This window comes from Saccharopolyspora sp. NPDC050389, from assembly GCF_040655595.1.
Classification (GTDB): Bacteria; Actinomycetota; Actinomycetes; order Mycobacteriales; family Pseudonocardiaceae; genus Saccharopolyspora.
Genome location: NZ_JBFAKG010000093.1, coordinates 23061 through 38586 on the forward strand (window position 1 = coordinate 23061; position 15526 = coordinate 38586).

The 15526-nt window shown below is 70.8% G+C and carries 18 protein-coding genes; 7 read left to right on the plus strand and 11 right to left on the minus strand.

What is annotated here, in order from left to right; genetic code table 11:
* The first annotated feature begins 244 nt into the window (after positions 1-244).
* Positions 245-589 carry an oxidoreductase gene (locus AB0I53_RS39850; protein ID WP_358614237.1) on the plus strand — a complete coding sequence of 115 codons (345 nt, stop codon included), beginning with the start codon at positions 245-247 and terminating at the stop codon, positions 587-589.
* An 87-nt stretch (positions 590-676) separates the two neighbouring features.
* Here AB0I53_RS39850 and AB0I53_RS39855 read toward each other — a convergent pair whose 3' ends face one another.
* On the minus strand, positions 677-1177 hold the full coding sequence (locus AB0I53_RS39855) for an OsmC family protein (protein WP_358614238.1): 501 nt from the start codon (positions 1175-1177) through the stop codon (positions 677-679).
* A 153-nt stretch (positions 1178-1330) separates the two neighbouring features.
* Positions 1331-2824, minus strand: a complete 1494-nt coding sequence (locus AB0I53_RS39860) for a leucyl aminopeptidase (RefSeq protein ID WP_358614239.1) — start codon at positions 2822-2824, stop codon at positions 1331-1333.
* A gap of 195 nt (positions 2825-3019) precedes the next feature.
* Here AB0I53_RS39860 and AB0I53_RS39865 point away from each other — a divergent pair, with 195 nt between their 5' ends.
* Both AB0I53_RS39865 and AB0I53_RS39870 read left to right on the plus strand, forming a co-directional pair.
* Positions 3020-4267 (plus strand): amino acid permease, encoded by a 1248-nt coding sequence (locus tag AB0I53_RS39865; protein ID WP_358614240.1) that lies wholly within the window; start codon positions 3020-3022, stop codon positions 4265-4267.
* An 8-nt stretch (positions 4268-4275) separates the two neighbouring features.
* Positions 4276-4950 (plus strand): DUF402 domain-containing protein, encoded by a 675-nt coding sequence (locus AB0I53_RS39870; protein ID WP_358614241.1) that lies wholly within the window; start codon positions 4276-4278, stop codon positions 4948-4950.
* A gap of 54 nt (positions 4951-5004) precedes the next feature.
* Here AB0I53_RS39870 and AB0I53_RS39875 read toward each other — a convergent pair whose 3' ends face one another.
* Positions 5005-5301 carry a hypothetical protein gene (locus AB0I53_RS39875; RefSeq protein ID WP_358614242.1) on the minus strand — a complete coding sequence of 99 codons (297 nt, stop codon included), beginning with the start codon at positions 5299-5301 and terminating at the stop codon, positions 5005-5007.
* 156 nt (positions 5302-5457) lie between these two features.
* Here AB0I53_RS39875 and AB0I53_RS39880 point away from each other — a divergent pair, with 156 nt between their 5' ends.
* Complete coding sequence (locus AB0I53_RS39880) at positions 5458-6561, plus strand: branched-chain amino acid aminotransferase (RefSeq protein WP_358614243.1); 1104 nt, start codon at positions 5458-5460, stop codon at positions 6559-6561.
* Between the two features lie 61 nt (positions 6562-6622).
* Here the strand turns inward: AB0I53_RS39880 and cobS are convergent, their stop codons facing one another.
* From cobS to AB0I53_RS39900, 4 genes are all read right to left on the minus strand, one after another.
* Positions 6623-7360 (minus strand): adenosylcobinamide-GDP ribazoletransferase, encoded by a 738-nt coding sequence (cobS, locus tag AB0I53_RS39885; RefSeq protein WP_358614244.1) that lies wholly within the window; start codon positions 7358-7360, stop codon positions 6623-6625.
* On the minus strand, positions 7357-8454 hold the full coding sequence (cobT, locus tag AB0I53_RS39890) for a nicotinate-nucleotide--dimethylbenzimidazole phosphoribosyltransferase (protein ID WP_358614245.1): 1098 nt from the start codon (positions 8452-8454) through the stop codon (positions 7357-7359). The genes cobS and cobT overlap by 4 nt, the downstream gene beginning before the upstream one ends.
* An 18-nt stretch (positions 8455-8472) precedes the next feature.
* Positions 8473-9018, minus strand: coding sequence for a bifunctional adenosylcobinamide kinase/adenosylcobinamide-phosphate guanylyltransferase (gene cobU, locus AB0I53_RS39895; protein WP_358614246.1), 546 nt, complete (start codon positions 9016-9018; stop codon positions 8473-8475).
* Positions 9019-9128: 110 nt separating this feature from the next.
* Positions 9129-9767, minus strand: coding sequence for a DUF3043 domain-containing protein (locus AB0I53_RS39900; RefSeq protein WP_358614247.1), 639 nt, complete (start codon positions 9765-9767; stop codon positions 9129-9131).
* Positions 9768-9995: 228 nt separating this feature from the next.
* Here AB0I53_RS39900 and AB0I53_RS39905 point away from each other — a divergent pair, with 228 nt between their 5' ends.
* On the plus strand, positions 9996-10361 hold the full coding sequence (locus AB0I53_RS39905) for an iron-sulfur cluster assembly accessory protein (RefSeq protein WP_358614248.1): 366 nt from the start codon (positions 9996-9998) through the stop codon (positions 10359-10361).
* Positions 10362-10436: 75 nt separating this feature from the next.
* Here the strand turns inward: AB0I53_RS39905 and AB0I53_RS39910 are convergent, their stop codons facing one another.
* The gene (locus AB0I53_RS39910) at positions 10437-10769 is read right to left on the minus strand and encodes a glyoxalase superfamily protein (protein ID WP_358614249.1); all 333 of its coding nucleotides are present in this window, start codon (positions 10767-10769) and stop codon (positions 10437-10439) included.
* A 29-nt stretch (positions 10770-10798) separates the two neighbouring features.
* Positions 10799-11254, minus strand: a complete 456-nt coding sequence (locus tag AB0I53_RS39915; protein WP_358614250.1) for a TetR/AcrR family transcriptional regulator C-terminal domain-containing protein — start codon at positions 11252-11254, stop codon at positions 10799-10801.
* 32 nt (positions 11255-11286) lie between these two features.
* On the opposite strand from AB0I53_RS39915, the gene AB0I53_RS39920 reads away from it, so the two are divergent.
* Entirely contained in the window at positions 11287-11829 is a 543-nt protein-coding gene (locus AB0I53_RS39920; protein ID WP_358614251.1) for an amidohydrolase family protein, read from the plus strand.
* Positions 11830-11908: 79 nt separating this feature from the next.
* Here AB0I53_RS39920 and AB0I53_RS39925 read toward each other — a convergent pair whose 3' ends face one another.
* A complete protein-coding gene (locus tag AB0I53_RS39925) occupies positions 11909-12121 on the minus strand; it encodes an RNA-binding S4 domain-containing protein (RefSeq protein WP_358614252.1) in 213 nt (70 codons plus the stop codon).
* A 368-nt stretch (positions 12122-12489) separates the two neighbouring features.
* On the opposite strand from AB0I53_RS39925, the gene AB0I53_RS39930 reads away from it, so the two are divergent.
* Positions 12490-13938 (plus strand): alpha-amylase family protein, encoded by a 1449-nt coding sequence (locus AB0I53_RS39930; RefSeq protein ID WP_358614253.1) that lies wholly within the window; start codon positions 12490-12492, stop codon positions 13936-13938.
* A 289-nt stretch (positions 13939-14227) separates the two neighbouring features.
* On the opposite strand, the gene AB0I53_RS39935 is transcribed toward AB0I53_RS39930, so the two are convergent.
* A complete protein-coding gene (locus tag AB0I53_RS39935) occupies positions 14228-15427 on the minus strand; it encodes a sialidase family protein (protein ID WP_358614254.1) in 1200 nt (399 codons plus the stop codon).
* Between the last annotated feature and the right edge of the window lie 99 nt (positions 15428-15526).

Genomic DNA, 15526 nt, shown 5'->3' on the forward strand with positions numbered 1-15526 from the left:
TCGTTGACTAGCTGACGGCGTCGCCGGACCAGGAGGTTCACGGGCGCCTGACAGCCATCTTGTCACCACACGACCGGCGTACGCGACGTGGGCCGGGTGATCTGTGCTGCACTGCCGCGGATCACAACCGCGAGGTCGGCGCGGATCAACTGGGAGTGAACGCTTTCACACGCGCCCCATGCGGGTGATGGCATCATCGGAATCGTCTGCTGTTCCACATCCCCAGCGACGGGAGGCGAGTCCGGTGGGGCTGTTCGACCGGTTCCGCGGGAAGCGTTCCGGTGTGATGCGCGGCGCGAGCTCGGCGGACGCCGAACACCTGATCGGCTGGGCCGCGCAGCGCCGCGGCGTCGAGGGATACCTGGAACCCCGCACGACGGTGACCGAGACGACGCTGATGCTCATCGCGCACGACGGCGAGTGGACCCGGCGGCGGGTGGACGGCCCGACGGCGGCGCACCGGCTGACCCGCAAGATCGGCATCCCGCTCTACGAGGTGTCCAAGATCGGCTACCCGCAGCGGATGCGGGACTACCAGGCCCGCCAGCGCATCCTCCGCGACCGCGACCGCAAAGCGGCCGACGGCTAGGAGCCGTTCGCAGGACAGCAGGTCATGCGGGGAGAGGCTCCGCGACCTGCACCGCTGTGCGGGGCGGGTCTGGAGCGGCTTCGATCTTCAGTTCGCGATTCGGGTGGTCGGGGTGCAGTTGACCGGGAAGGTCACCGACTTCGCGATGTAGCAGAGCTCGTGGGCGCGCTCGTGCAGCGCTTCCGCCACGTCCACGCTCGCCCGGTCGGCCACCGTGACCTGCGGCGCGAGCCGCACCTCTTCGAACTGGCCGGAGCCGTCCGGGTTCTCGGCGAGGATGCCGCGCGCCTGGTCGTGGTAGCCCGTGACCACCACGCCGCAGTCCGCGGCCAGGTGCAGGAACCAGAGCATGTGGCACTGCGACAGCGATGCGACCAGCAGTTCTTCCGGGTTGTACCGGTCCGCGTCGCCGAGGAAGACCGGATCTGCGGATGCGTCGATGGCGTCCTTGCCGGCCGCGCGCACCTCGTGGGTGCGCTCGTAGCTGCGGTAGGAGCTGGTGCCCTGCCCGGTGTTGCCGGTCCACACCACGTCGACCTGATAGCCGTGCCGGGCCGCGCTGGGCGCGGCCGGTGTCGTTTCGGTCATCGACCCATCCTGACACCGCTCCGCGGGGCAGTGGTGATCCTTTTGAGTTTCACGTCACAAATACGCCACCGCAGCGGAGTAGAACTACGCGCCGAGCGGGGCCGTGAATCCATCGGGTGAGACTCACGACCCCGCCGGGAACTCGCGTTCCGGTCAGCCCCGGTCGGCGATGTCGGCGAGGACCGCCGCCATGGTGCGGACCGGGACGCCGGTGCCGCCCTTCGGCGTGTAGCCCCACGGCGCGCTCGAGTTGTACGACGGGCCCGCGATGTCCAGGTGCGTCCACTCCACGCCGTCGGCGACGAATTCCTGGAGGAAGATGCCCGCCGCGAGCATGCCGCCCCAGCGGTGCCCGGTGATGTTCGCCAGGTCGGCGAGCTTGGAGTCCAGGTCGCCGCGCAGCTCCTCCGGCAGCGGCATCGGCCAGCCGCCTTCGCCGACGGCCTGCGACAGCCGCGCCACCCGGTCGCGGAAGTCCTCGCTGCCCATCACGCCGGGAGTGCGCTTGCCCAGCGCCACCACCTGCGCGCCGGTCAGCGTCGAGGTCTCGATCAGGTAGTCGGGCTCGTCCTCGCAGGCGCGCGTGATGGCGTCGACCAGGATCAACCGGCCCTCGGCGTCGGTGTTGAGCACCTCGACGGTCTTGCCGCCGTACATGGTCAGCACGTCGCCCGGGCGGTACGCCGTGCCCGACGGCATGTTCTCGGCCATCGGCACGGTCGCGGTGATGTCCAGCGGGTAGTTGAGCCGGGCGGCCAGCAGCATGGTGGCGATCACCGCGGCGGCCCCGGACATGTCCGAGGTCATCTCCTCCATGCCCGCGGCGGGCTTGATCGAGATGCCGCCGGTGTCGAAGGTGATGCCCTTGCCGATCAGCGCGACTTTCTTGGCCGCCTTCGGGCCCTTGTGCCGCAGCCGCACCAGGCGCGGCGGGCGGGAGGAACCGGCACCGACGCCAAGGATGCCGCCGAAGCCCTGCTTGCGCAGCGCGTTGTCGTCGAGCACCTCGACCTCGAGGCCCGCGGCGCGCCCCAGCTCGGCGGCGCGCTCGGCGAAGGACGCGGGGAAGAGGTCGTTGGGCGGGGTGTTGATGAAGTCACGGGCGGTGTTGACCGACTCGCCGATCGCGGTGGCGCCCTTCAGCGCGTGCACGTTCGCGTCCGCCTTGGCATCGGCGACCAGGAAGTCCACCTTGGACACCGGGGCGTCGCCCGACTGCGACTTGTACGCGGTGAACGCGTAAGCGCCCATCACCGTGCCCTGCACGGCGGCCGAGAGGTCCACAGCGGACAGCGTGGTGACGGCGTGCTCGACGCCGCCGAGCGCGCGGGCCGCGGCGCCGGATGCCCGGCGCACCGCCTCGCCGGAAACCCCGCCGTTGGCCGCGGGCTTGCCCAGCCCGACGGCCACCAGGACGCCGGCGCGCAGCTTGCCGCCCGCGGGCAGCTTGACGACCTCGTCCGCCTTGCCGGTCGCGCCCAGCGAGACGAGGACTTTCGCCAGGTCTCCGTCGTACGCGGCGGCGACCTGGTCGGTGCCGGGCGCGAGCTGCAGGCCGTCGGTGCCCTGGACGGTTCCGACGACGAGCGCGTCCGCTGTCAGCTTGGCCACCGCCGTGTCGGTTAGGGCGAGTTTCGGGGTCGTCACGTGGTCATCCTCCGGGTCACTGCGTCAACGCTGCGGTGTCAGCAAAGCTCTTCGCACTCTAGAACGCTCGGCAACTGCGAATTCGACCAGGACATCGGTCGGCGTTGCGGTGCGTTCGGGCACCCGCTCGTGACTACTGTCGCGTCAGCCGACAGGCGGCTGCACGCGTCAGTGTTCGTCTGTAAGGGTGGTCCCGTGGCCCAACAGGTTGAATCGAGCGGCCGGCTCGCATCCGGTGCCGGTGCGATTCCGCTCGCGCTCGGCGGGATGCTCGGCGCCGGAGTGTTCGTGGCACCGGCGCCCGCGGCCGCCGCGGCCGGGCCGTGGCTGCCGCTCGGGCTGCTGATCGCGCTCGTGGCCGTGGTGTGCTCGGCGTCGTCGACCGCGCACCAGTCCGAGTCCTACCGCGTGCCGGGCGCGGTTTACGTGTGCGTGCGGGCCTGGATGGGCGTGGTGCCGTCGCGGATCGGGGCCAGCGCGTACCTGGCCGGGCAGGTCGCCGGGATGGCCGCGATCGCGCGGGTGCTGGGTGACTTCTTCCTGCCCTCGGCCGCGCCGCAGGTCGCCGCGGTGGCGTTGCTGCTGGTCGTGCTCTCGGCGACGGCCGGGCTGCGGATCCGGGGCGCGGCCGCCTGGATCTGGCTCGCGCTGACCGTCGCGGTGCTCGGGCTCGTGGTGGTCACCTGCTTCGCGATCGAACCGGTGCCGCCGATCCCGGCCGGGCGCCCGCTGGCCGACAGCGCGGTGGGCATCACCGGGGCGGCCGCGGTGCTGTTCTTCGCGTTCCTCGGCTTCGAGCGGTTGACCGCGCCTGCCGCCGAGCGGGACCGGTTCACCTGGTCGTCGATGAAGCGCGGCATGGTGATTTCGCTGGTCGCGCTCGTCGTGGTGCTGTCGGCGGTGACCGCGGCGCTGGTCCACCAGCTGGGCTGGTCGCGGTTGGCGCTGTCGCCGATGCCGATCCGCGAGGTGCTGACCGCCGCCGCGGCCGCCGATCTCGCGCCGCTGGTCGGGGTTGGCGCGGCGGTGGCGCTGCTGCCGGTGCTGCTGGGCGCGCTGGAGTCGTTCCGCGGGACGGCGCTGGCGCTCGTCCACGACCGTGACCTGCCGAGCCTCCTGGGACGCATCGGCAGCGCCGGGACGCCTTACGTGCTGGACGTGGCCGCCGGTGTCGCCGCTGTGCTGGTCGCGCTGCTGGTGGAGCCCGTTCCGGCGATGGCATTCGCGGCCTGCTGCCTGCTCGTGCACTACGCCTTCGCGAACGCCGGTGCCCGGCTGTTGCTGACGGACGGCGGAACCTGGCCGATGCGCGGGGCGTGCCTGGGCATGGGGGTCTCGGTCGTGCTGGCTATGAGCATGCCGATTTCTGCGATGCTTGCGACGCTTGTTGTCGTTGTTGTCGGTCCTTTGGCGACGGGAGGTGTGTCCCGTCGCTGGAGATGAGGCGGGTCATGCTCAAAACGAGTGTTGCCAACATTCCCCTGAAATCCACCGGCGAATCGCCTAAGTGGGCCCCCGGCGAGGAAGTGCACTACAGCTTCTGGCGGCTGGACGGCTCTCTCGGCACCGTCCACCCGGCACGGGTGGTCGAGGACGACGGTGACCACCTGCTCTGCTGGGTCCTGGACGGAACGCCGATCCGGGTCACCACCTCCCCGGACGGCCGCTCGCCGCGCCAGATGCCGTTGGCGGAGCGCTTCAACGGGCCGCGGGTGCCTGCCAGGTCGACCTGGCGCGGCACTTCGACGCTGCGCCTGGTGTACGAGCACCGCTGGGTATCGGTCTGGTGGTTCTTCGAGCCCGACGGCACCTTCCGTAACTGGTACGTCAACCTCGAAGTGCCCCTGGGCAGGGACGCCACCGGCGTCCGGCGCGTCGACGGGGTGCTCGACGTCGAGGTGTTCCCGGACGGGTGCTGGTCCTGGAAGGACGAGCACGAGCTGGCCGACGCGCTGGCCGCCGGCCGGTTCGACGAGCAGCACCTGAACCGGTTGCGGGCCGAAGGCGAACGCATGATCGCGTTGGCCGAGGCGGGCCGGTTCCCGTTCGACGGCACCTACTGTGACACCCTGCCCGATCCGAAGTGGGCACTTCCGTCCCTCCCGGAGGGACTGTTGATCGCCTGATGAACCGGGGCCGGGTGCCTTCCGGATTGCCCGGAAGGCACCCGGCCCGAGGTGTCAGAGCGAGATGAACAGCAGGATGCCGACGACGGCGACCGCGGCGCCGATCCCGCCGACCGAGCCGCCGCGCAGGTCCTTCGGGAAGAACGACTTGTGCTTGTTGCGCCACCAGAAGGCCCAGCCGGCCGCTCCGGCGACGCCCAGGATCACGCCGAAGATGTCGAGCCACGAGTAGCCGAGCATCACCAGCATGCCGCCGCCCAGCGGCAGCAGCGCCGCCAGGGTGGCGGCCAGCACGTCTTGCGACGTCGTCGTGGGCCCCGTCGGGACCGGGGTGTTCTGGGCGTGCGTCATGGTCACATCATAGGCGTCGGTCCGCCCGGCTCCACCGCCTCGCGTCACGAACGGTGGCGTTGGTTCAGCGTTGAGTAGGCGGACGACGGATATTTGGACGACCAAGTTCCGTAGATCGGGTTTCCACTGCTCCGAGGCGCGCGATACGGTACGCGCATGACTGGAGCACTGTCTTTCGCTCGGACCCTGAACCCGCAACCGGCCAGCGACGAGCGCCGCGCGGAAGTATTGGCGAATCCGGGATTCGGACGGTACTTCACCGACCACATGGTGACCATCAAGTGGACCGACGAGCGCGGCTGGCACGACGCCGCGGTGGAGCCCTACCACTCGCTGCAGCTCGATCCGGCGACCTCGGTCCTGCACTACGCGCAGGCGATCTTCGAGGGGCTCAAGGCCTACCACCAGCCCGACGGTTCGATCGCGGCGTTCCGCCCGGACGCGAACGCGCGGCGGTTCCAGCGTTCGGCGCAGCGCATCGCGATGGCCCAGCTGCCCGAGGAGCTGTTCGTCGAGTCGCTGCGCGAGCTGATCGCGGTGGACGGCGCCTGGGTGCCGACCGCCGAGGAGAGCTCGCTGTACCTGCGGCCGTTCATGATCTCCACCGAGATCGGCCTCGGGGTCAACCACCCGTCCAACGCCTACCTCTACGCGCTGATCGCCTCCCCGGCCGGCTCGTACTTCGCCGGCGGCGTCAAGCCGGTCACGGTGTGGTTGAGCCACGAGTACGTGCGCGCGGCCCCCGGCGGCACCGGTGCGGCAAAGTTCGCGGGCAACTACGCGGCGTCGTTCGCCGCGCAGGCCGAGGCCGTGGAGAAGGGCTGCGACCAGGTGGTGTGGCTCGACGCGTGCGAGCGGCACGTGGTCGAGGAAATGGGCGGCATGAACCTGTTCTTCGTGTTCGGCTCCGGTTCGGACGCCCGCCTGGTCACCCCGGCGCTCAGCGGCAGCCTGCTGCCCGGCGTGACCCGCTCGTCGCTGCTGGAGCTGGGCAGGGAGCTCGGCATGCAGGTGGAGGAGCGGAAGGTCACCGTCGAGGAGTGGGAGAAGAAGGCCGCGACCGGTGAGCTCACCGAGGTCTTCGCCTGCGGCACCGCCGCGGTGATCACCCCGGTCGGCCACGTCAAGCACCGCGACGGCGAGTTCACCGTCGCCGACGGCCACCCGGGTGAGGTGACGATGAAGCTGCGCGAGCGCCTCACCGGCATCCAGCACGGCACGGTCGCCGACACCCACGGCTGGATGACCAAGCTCGGCTGACGTCCCGTTCGAAGCGAAGGGCACCTCTCGGCGCGAGAGGTGCCCTTCGCTCGTTTCCGGATCAGGCGATGGCCGCGGTGGCGAGGACGACGGTGGTCGCGAGTTCGGAGGCGGCGCCGAGGACGTCTCCGGTGATTCCGCCGAAACGACGCCGGGTGTGCCAGGTGAAGGCGAGCAGCAGGGCCGCGGCGAGGACCACGGCGACGGCCGCGTGCCAGCCGAAGCCGAAGGCGGCCACCGCGAGCAGCGCGAGCCACCAGGCGGCGACGAGCCAGGTGGGTTGGCTGCCCGCCACCAGCGCACCCATGCCTTCCGGGCGTGCGGCAGGCACTCCGGTTCGGCAGCACAGCACGAATCCCGCGCGGCCGACCGCGCAGGCGAGGACGAGCGTCAGCGGCGCGTTCGCCAGTTCGGCGAGGCTGGCCGCTTGGACACCGAGCACGAGGATCAGCGCGACCACCGCGAACGGCCCGGCCCCGCCGTCGCGCATCACGTTCAGCGCGCGCTCCGGCGGCCCGTAGCAGCCGAGACCGTCCACTGTGTCCGCCAGGCCGTCCACGTGCATGCCCCGCGTGACCAGCACCAGCACACCGACGGTGAGCAGCCCGGCCAGCAGCGGGGGAGCGCCGAGCGCGGTCAGCGCCCAGAGCGCGGCGGCGCCGAAAGCGCCGACCAGCGCGCCGACCAGCGGAGCGAAGGAGATCGCCTGGCGGCACGTGCGGTCGTCGACGCGCTGCGCGGACACCGGCAGCACGCTCAGCCACGACACCGCCAGGCGCAGGCCGTCCAGCGCCGTCACGCCGTCGGGCCGGTGGCCTCGACTTCGGTCGGACCGACGACGCCGGCCTCGGCGAAGGTCGCCATCTCCCGCAGCACCCGCACCGCGGCGTTGACCACCGGCAGCGCGGTGAGCGCCCCGGAACCTTCGCCGAGCCGCATCTGCAGGTCGAGGATCGGGGTGAGGTCGAGGTGGTCGAGCACCAGCGGCCCGCCCGGTTCGGCGGAGCGGTGCCCGGCGAGCCACCACTGCCGGGCGCCGGGCGCGAGCTCCTCGGCGACCAGCGCCGCCGCGCCCACCACGACTCCGTCCAGCAGCACCGGCGTGCGCCGCACCGCCGCCTGCGCGAGGAACCCGGCCAGCGCGGCGAGGTCGGCCCCGCTCGAGGTCCGCAGCAGCGCCACCGGATCGTTGAGCACCTTCCTGGCGCGGCGCAGCGCGTCGCGGATCGCGGCGGTCTTGCGCATCCAGGCGTTGTCGTCGATGCCGGTGCCGCGGCCGACGACCGCCACCGGCTCGGTCCCGGTGAGCACGGAGATCAGCACCGCGGCCGGGGTGGTGTTGCCGATGCCCATGTCCCCGGCGATGAGCAGGTCGGCGCCGGAGTCCACCTCCTCGTCGGCGATGGTGCGCCCGGCGTTGATCGCGGCGTCCACCTCGTCGGCGGTGAGGGCGTCCTCCCGGTCGATCGCGCCCGACCCGCGCCGCACCTTGTGCGCGCTGACCACCGGCGGTGTGTCGGTGTTGACCGCCATGTCCACCACGCGCACCGTCGCACCGGCGCCGGCGGCCAGCGCGTTGACCGCCGCGCCGCCGCTGAGGAAGTTGCCGACCATCTGGCCGGTCACGTCGCTCGGGTAGGCCGAGACGCCGTGCGACGCGATGCCGTGGTCCCCGGCGAAGACGATCACGCGTGGGCGGGCGAACGGGCGCGGCGGGCAGCTGCCCTGCCGGGCCGCGACCCAGACGCCGAGTTCCTCCAACCGTCCCAGCGAACCGGCGGGCTTGGTCAGCTGCTCGTGCCGGGCGACCGCCTGCCGCCGGGCCTGCTCGTCGGGCGCCGGTACCGCCGGGAACCCGATCGGGCCGGACTGGTTCTGGTCGTCGGTGGACAAGCGAAAACCTCCGTTGATTCAGCGCAGCCGGAGCGGAAGCCCGGCGACGAGCAGGACGACCTCGTCGCAAGCCTCGGCCAGCCGGGCGTTGAGCGAGCCGAGTTCGTCTCGGAACAGCCTCCCAGACCTGGTCGCCGGAACGACCCCGAGGCCGACCTCGGCGGAGACGAGCACCACCCGCGCAGAACACCCGGCAACGGCCTCGACGAGCTCGGTGCACTGCTCGGCCACGACGTCGAGCGCACCCGGATCGCGATCCCACGCGCCGGCGTCGTCGAGCACCCCGGTCAGCCACGTCGCGAGGTCGTCGACCAGCACCGTCGCCGCGGGCTCGGCCCCGGCCAGCACGCGCAGCAGCGAAGCGGCGTCCCCGGCCTCCACGGTCCGCCAGGTGTCGGGCCGCCGGGCGACGTGCGAAGCGATCCGCTCGGCCCACTCGAGATCGTCCGGATCCCGCCGCGCGGTGGCGACGTAGGTGACGGGCGCGGAGGCCGGAACCAATCCCTCGGCATGAGCGGACTTGCCGGAACGAGCCCCACCGAGCACCAGCGTGCGCACACCCACCAGGAAAACCTCCGGTCCCCGTACCTACGACGTCGCCGCGACGCTACCCGGAACCGGGCATGGAAGATCGGCTCGCCTGAGCCGGTGCGACACCCGAGAAAACGCCGGGATCAAGCGACCTTGGCGATGTCCTTGGGGGTGTAGCGGGGGCGGGGGACTCGGAGCTTGCGGATCTGCATCGCCCTGGTGAAGGCGTACCAGCCCAGCGAGAACGGGCGGTCCTTGGCGTCCGGGAACTTCGCGCGCACCCGCTTGTTCACGTACCGGCCGAGCAGGGTGCCCTCGACGACCATCATCACCAGCAGCACCATGCAGAACAGCGTCGCGTACTGCTGGATCACCAGGTTCTGCGCCAGCGTGCTGGCGAACACGATCAGCACCAGCGGCATGAACAGGCCCATCAGGTGCCGCCGGGTGTCGACGAGGTCGCGGACGTACGCGCGCACCGGGCCCTTGTCGCGGGGCATCAGGTAGCGGTCGTCGCCCTGCATCATCCGCTCGCGACGTTCCTTGGCCGCCTGGCGGCGCTCGTCCTTGTTGCCGCGCGCCCGCTTGACGGCCTCGCGCTGGGTCTTCGGCGGCGGCGGGACCGGGCCGCGCCGCTTGCCTTCGGCCTCTCGGCGCTTCGGCGTCGGCTTCCCCTTCTTGGGAGTGTGATTGGGGGCATGCTCCGCCGCAGCCTGACCGGTCTCGGTGTCGGACTCGGTGGTGGCGGTCTGCTCAGCGCTGTTACGGCGAAGGAACCTCACTCCAACAGGGTATTCGACGCCCCGGCCGGGGCTGCAGCAGACCGGACACCTGCGGGCGGAACAGACATGGGGTAGCCACATCACACCAGCTAGGCGGGCAGCTGTGCCACCATAGGCGGAGGAGACAAGACACAGCTCCCCCGGGCGGCGCCCGTGGGAATAGCCCGAGTCCGGGTGCGGTTGCACCTCACGCCGGAATCGGATGAGCGAGACCTCTAGGGAGAGTCCATGACCGCTCCGAACACCACGACCGAGAGCGAGGCGCCCGCCCACGGTGTCACGTTGACCGACTCGGCTGCCCAGAAGGCCAAGGCCCTGCTGGACCAGGAGGGCCGCGACGACATGCACCTGCGCATCGCCGTGCAGCCCGGCGGCTGTGCGGGCCTGCGGTACCAGCTCTTCTTCGACGAGCGGAGCCTCGACGGCGACGTCCGGCGGGACTTCGAGGGCCTGGGTGTGGTCGTCGACCGGATGAGCGCTCCGTACCTGCAGGGCGCGGTGATCGACTTCGTTGACTCGATCGAGAAGCAGGGCTTCACCATCGACAACCCGAACGCCGGCGGGTCGTGCGCCTGCGGCGACTCGTTCCACTGATCGAGCAAGCCGATCTGGCATGAGGCCGGTGCCCGTGGGCACCGGCCTTCTTGCTGTTCCGGCAGGTTCGCGAGCTCACGCTGCGGGCGCGCCCACCCGCAGCCGGTTGCCGTCGGGATCGCGCAGTTCGATCTCGCGCCCCCAGTCGGCGTCCTCGACCTGGACGCCGAACGCGTCCGCGATGGCATCCACGTCGCGGACGCGGAGGTACACCAGCGTGTCGGGGCGGGCGTCGCCCTCGTGCTCCGACAAGAACAGCTTCACCGGGCCGCGCGCCACCTCGACGAACGCGGGAAGCCCCGGTTCGAAGCGGTGTTCCCATTGCGCGGCGAAGCCCAGCCGCTCGTACCACGCGACCGCGGCTTCGGCGTCGGCGACGCGGAGAATCGGGATGATTTCCTCGTTCATGCCGCCATCGTCCCAGGCGGCACCGTCGATCACGCGGGATCGGGCAGGCCCGCGACGTAGGCCGTGATGGCGTCCTGGAAGGCATCGGCGTCGACCTCCGCCGCGTCGACGGTGCGGACCGCGGTGCGCAGGGCCGGGTACTCGTCGCCGAGCGGTTGGTCGAAGCCGGGGGAGAACGGCGCGAGGATCGAGCCGAGGACCACGTAGTCGATGCCGAAGGCCACGCGTAGCGCGGCCGCGTGGGTCCAGCCCACGGCGGTGAGCATCTCGATCACGTCGTCGTAGGCCTGCCGCGAATCGCTGATCGTCACCGCGCGGCGGGCGATGATCGCCACCGCGTTGGGGTGCTTGGCGAACGCCTCCCGGTAGCCGCGCGCCCAGTGCAGCAGGCCGCCGCGCCAGTCCTGCGGGCGTAGGTCCGACGCCGGGATGTCGGCGACCATGATCTCGGTGACCAGTTCGAGGATGTCGTCCTTGCCGTCCACGTGCGTGTACAGCGACGGGCCCTGGACGCCGAGTGCGCGGTGGGCGGCACCGCATCGAGCACGTCGAGCTGCTCCAGGACCGCGACGTCGCGCGGTTCGCCGAGCTCGACGTCGTCGCCTCCATGCAGCCGACCCACATGGACTGGACGTTGCCCGACCACACGGACAACTGGTCGACGCGCATCGGCGCGGAACGCTGCGGGCGGGCGTGGCGGTATCGCGACATCCTCGCCGCGGGCGGCCACGTCGCGCTCGGTTCGGACTGGCCGATCGCGGCCTTCGACCCGAGGGAGATCATGGCGGGAGCCAGGCTGCGGCGCCCGGTCGCCGAGCCGGACCGGGCGCCCGTGCTGCCAGAGCAGGCGCTTTCCGCGCAGCAGGTGCTCGCCGGGTACACCACGGAGGCGGCCTACGGCGCCGGCGAGGAGGAGGTGGCCGGGCGCGTCCGGGTGGGTATGCGGGCGGACCTGGCCGTCTTCGACGGCGACCCGCGCACCTGCGCACCGGACGAGCTGCCGGATCTCGGGGTGGCCTGCACGATCGTCGGCGGCCGCATCGTGCACGAGGCGCTGTGACACGAGTGGCGTGAAAGGGCGCCTCCGGCCGGGAGTTCGGCTGGAGGCGCCCTTCGCCTTTCGTCTGGTGCGGCGGTCGTCAGCGGGTGACCACTCGGACGATCTCGCCGCCGAGGAGCACCTCGTCGCCCTCCACCAGTTGCTTGCCGCGGCGGGTCTCGACCGCGCCGTTGACCTCGACCTGGCCGTCCTCCAGCAGCTCCTTCGCCTCCGCTCCGTGCTCGACGAGGCCCGCCAGCTTCAACAGCTGTCCGAGCCGGATCATGTCGTCCCGGATCTCCACTTCGCGCATGCCGCCATTGTCCGCCGCGCACCCGGCGTGCGGCCGGGCCGGGCGCGGCGGTGCGCTCGGTGCACGCGCGGTCACCGAGCGCCAGCGGTTCGCTGCTGGGTGGTGTTCTGCCTGGTCAGGATCCGTGAGTGTTTTGGGTCGTCATAGCACCCCGAAACGCTCACGGGCGATCACCTGCGGAAACGGCATCCTGTTGCGTTGCATCGGCTGGAGCGGATCGGCTCCATATCCACATCGGATTCTTTCGAATAATTCGCAATTTTTTGCAAGGATTTAGGCAGGTGGATGCTGGTTCGGATGGTGTATTGACTTAACATCTGCAAGAAAATGTGATCGTAGGCGACCCACTCGACGCAGAGGAGGTTGTCATGCGAATGCCGTTCCTGCTGCTGGCCGCGGTGCTCGGCGGCACGGCCCTGGTGCCCGCCGCGGCGGGCTCGCCGGAGGTGCCCGCCGCCGCGCCGGTGCGCGGGCCGATCATCCAGATGTTCCAGTGGCCCTGGGATTCCATCGCGCAGGAGTGCACGAGTTTCCTCGGCCCCAAGGGATTCGGCGCGGTGCAGGTGTCGCCGCCGCAGGAGCACGTGGTGCTCGCCGGCGCGGGCCATCCCTGGTACCAGGACTACCAGCCGGTGAGCTACCAACTGCAGTCCCGGCGCGGCAACCGGGAGCAGTTCGCCGCGATGGTGCAGACCTGCAACGCCGCGGGCGTGCAGATCTACGCCGATGCCGTGGTCAACCACATGAGCGGCACCGGATCGGCCGGCAGCGGGCCGGGCAGCGGCGGCTCGTCCTACTCGAAGTACGACTACCCGGGCGTCTACTCGGACGCCGATTTCCACGGCTGCCGCCGGGACATCGCCAACTACAACGACAAGTGGGAGGTGCGCAACTGCGAACTCGTCGGTCTGGCGGACCTCGCGACCGAGTCCGAGTACGTGCGCAACACCGAGATCGCCTACCTGAACGACCTGGTCGGCCTGGGCGTGTCCGGGTTCCGGGTGGACGGCGTCAAGCACATGCCGCCGGAGGACGTCGGCGCGATCTTCGGGGCGCTGCAGGCCGTGCCGGGGACCGGCGCCAAGCCGTACGTCTTCCAGGAGGTGATCGCGGACGGCACGACGACGGCGGGGGAGTACGCCGGCAACGGCGACGTCACCGAGTTCGCCTACTACGGCACGGTTGCCAACGCGTTCAAGAACGGTTCGCTGGCCGGGTTGGCGAATCTGCCGGACCAGATGCCGCTGCCGAGCGAGCAGGCGGTGGTCTTCATCGACAACCACGACACGCAGCGCAGCTCGCCGACCCTGACCTACAAGGACGGCGTGACCTACGACCTGGCCGTCGCGTTCGAGCTGGCCTACCCGTACGGGACGCCGCAGCTGATCTCCAGCTTCGCCTTCGACAACGCCGACGCCGGGCCGCCCGCCGCCGCGGACGGCACGACCGAGGCCGCCAGCTGTGACAACTCGGCGTGGGTGTGCGAGCACCGGCGCACGATCATCGCGGGGATGGCCGGCTTCCACGCCGCGGTGCAGGGCGAGGAGCTCACCGGCTGGTGGGACAACGGCAACGGCCAGATCGCGTTCGGGCGCGGTGACGCCGGGTTCGTCGTGATCAACCGGGAAGGCGGCGAGCTGTCGCAGTCCTTCCAGACGTCGCTGCCCGCGGGAACCTACTGCAACGTGATGACTGGCGAGCTCTCCGACGGGTCGTGCACCGGAGATGCGGTGGAGGTCGGCGGCGACGGCAAGTTCACCGCCACCGTCGCCGCCAACTCCGGTGTCGCGTTGCACGCGGGCGCGAAGCTCGGCTGATCGTTCCGGGCGGTTCGGATGCGAACTCCGGGCGCCAGAAGGCTTTTCCGGCTAGGCGCGATCGGTGCCGCGGCACTGGTCGCGTTGGGCGTCGTCCCGGCGGCCTCGTCGGCGACCATCCGCAGTGGGTCCGTGGCTACGCCATCGCGGCCGACGCCCCGAACCAGCCCTGACCGATCTGTCCACAGTGGCCGAAGGGCGCCTTCGGGCAAGCCGCTCGAAGGCGCCCTCCAGCGGTCACTCGTGCGGGCGCCGGGCGGTGATGATCATGTGTCGTGCCAACGGATTTTCAGCGGGCCAGGTCGTTCTCGTTGAACCTCGCGTAGCGGATCGTCTGGTTCGCGTCGCCGGAGCTCGGCGAGCCCGCCTCGTAGAGCAGACCGGCCCAGCCGCCGCCCAGGTTGATCAGGTCCGAGTAGGCCGACCAGGTCGCGTCCACGACCGTGCCCACTTCCTGCCAGGTCGCGCCCTCGTCCGACGACGTGCGGATGCGCATCGTGTGGCGGCGGTGGTCCATGTCCGGATTCGTGTTGTACGGCCCCGAGAACAGGATCAGGTTGTGCGGGTCGCCGGCCGTCGTCGCGCGCAGGCGCACCACCGAGCCCTGCACGACCGGCCCCTTCAGTTGCGGCACGACCTCGAACGGCGAGCGGAACGTCGCCCCGCCGTCCGCGCTGACGGCGTGCGCGCGGTTGCCCTCGGCGATCGTCGTGCCCGAGTTGTCCTGGTTCCGGGCCGCCGCGTAGATCTCGGCGTCGACCGTTTCCAGCAGGCTCAGCTCCTGCGGCTTGACGGCTTTGCCGGTCCGGTCGTCCAGCGCGCCGAGCTGCCAGTTCGTCCCGCCGTCGTCGCTGTAGACGATCCCGGCGCCCTTCACGCCGCCATCGCCCTCGAAGTTGATGCCCGCCACCATGCGGTTCACGTGCTCGCCCCGGGTCATCTGCAGGCCGTGGCCCGGCCCGGTGGCGTACCAGGTGTTCCACTCCGGCTTCGTCAGCTGCGGCTGAGCCACCGGCTTCGTCCACTGAGTACCTTGCGGGTTCGTGCTGTGCTGCAGGAACGGCGTCCTGGTGCAGCCGTTGCCGTTGCACTGCGGGCCCGGATTGTGCGTCGTCAGCAACGAGATCCGGCCGGTGGCGCGATCCATGATCGGCACCGGGTTGCCGCGGGTGTCGCCGGCGCCGTCGGTCACCAGCTCCAGCGGCCGCCACGTCTTCCCGTCGTCCGTCGAGCGTTTGAGCACCACGTCGATGTCGCCGGTGTCGTCGCAGTTGTTGTGGCGGCCTTCCGCGAACGCCAGCAGCGCGCTCCGGTCCTGGGTGCGAACCAGGGCCGGGATGCGGAAGCAGTTGTAGCCGCCCTCGCCCTTGGTGAAGATCGTCGTCCCGGCGATCGCCATGGGTTCGCTGGTCGCGGTCGCCTGGGCGGCGCCCAGGAACAGCAGCGCGGCCCCAGCCGCCGCCCCCGCGAGCTTCGTGATCCGGCGCATGCGCGTCCTACCTTTCAAGGCGTGGGTCTGATCTGGTCATTCGTAGGATCGGAGGGCCCGGGGGCTCTGGGTATGGCTGGCATGTCGGAGCCGGTGGAT

Excerpts from the sequence above, each read along its gene's own strand:
- AB0I53_RS39905 (WP_358614248.1), top strand. The coding sequence starts at position 9,996 with ATGACCGCTCCGAACACCACGACCGAGAGCGAGGCGCCCGCCCACGGT.
- AB0I53_RS39930 (WP_358614253.1), top strand. The coding sequence starts at position 12,490 with ATGCGAATGCCGTTCCTGCTGCTGGCCGCGGTGCTCGGCGGCACGGCC.
- AB0I53_RS39870 (WP_358614241.1), top strand. The coding sequence starts at position 4,276 with ATGCTCAAAACGAGTGTTGCCAACATTCCCCTGAAATCCACCGGCGAA.
- AB0I53_RS39880 (WP_358614243.1), top strand. The coding sequence starts at position 5,458 with ATGACTGGAGCACTGTCTTTCGCTCGGACCCTGAACCCGCAACCGGCC.
- AB0I53_RS39910 (WP_358614249.1), bottom strand. The coding sequence starts at position 10,769 with ATGAACGAGGAAATCATCCCGATTCTCCGCGTCGCCGACGCCGAAGCC.
- AB0I53_RS39875 (WP_358614242.1), bottom strand. The coding sequence starts at position 5,301 with ATGACGCACGCCCAGAACACCCCGGTCCCGACGGGGCCCACGACGACG.
- AB0I53_RS39935 (WP_358614254.1), bottom strand. The coding sequence starts at position 15,427 with ATGCGCCGGATCACGAAGCTCGCGGGGGCGGCGGCTGGGGCCGCGCTG.
- AB0I53_RS39855 (WP_358614238.1), bottom strand. The coding sequence starts at position 1,177 with ATGACCGAAACGACACCGGCCGCGCCCAGCGCGGCCCGGCACGGCTAT.
- AB0I53_RS39925 (WP_358614252.1), bottom strand. The coding sequence starts at position 12,121 with ATGCGCGAAGTGGAGATCCGGGACGACATGATCCGGCTCGGACAGCTG.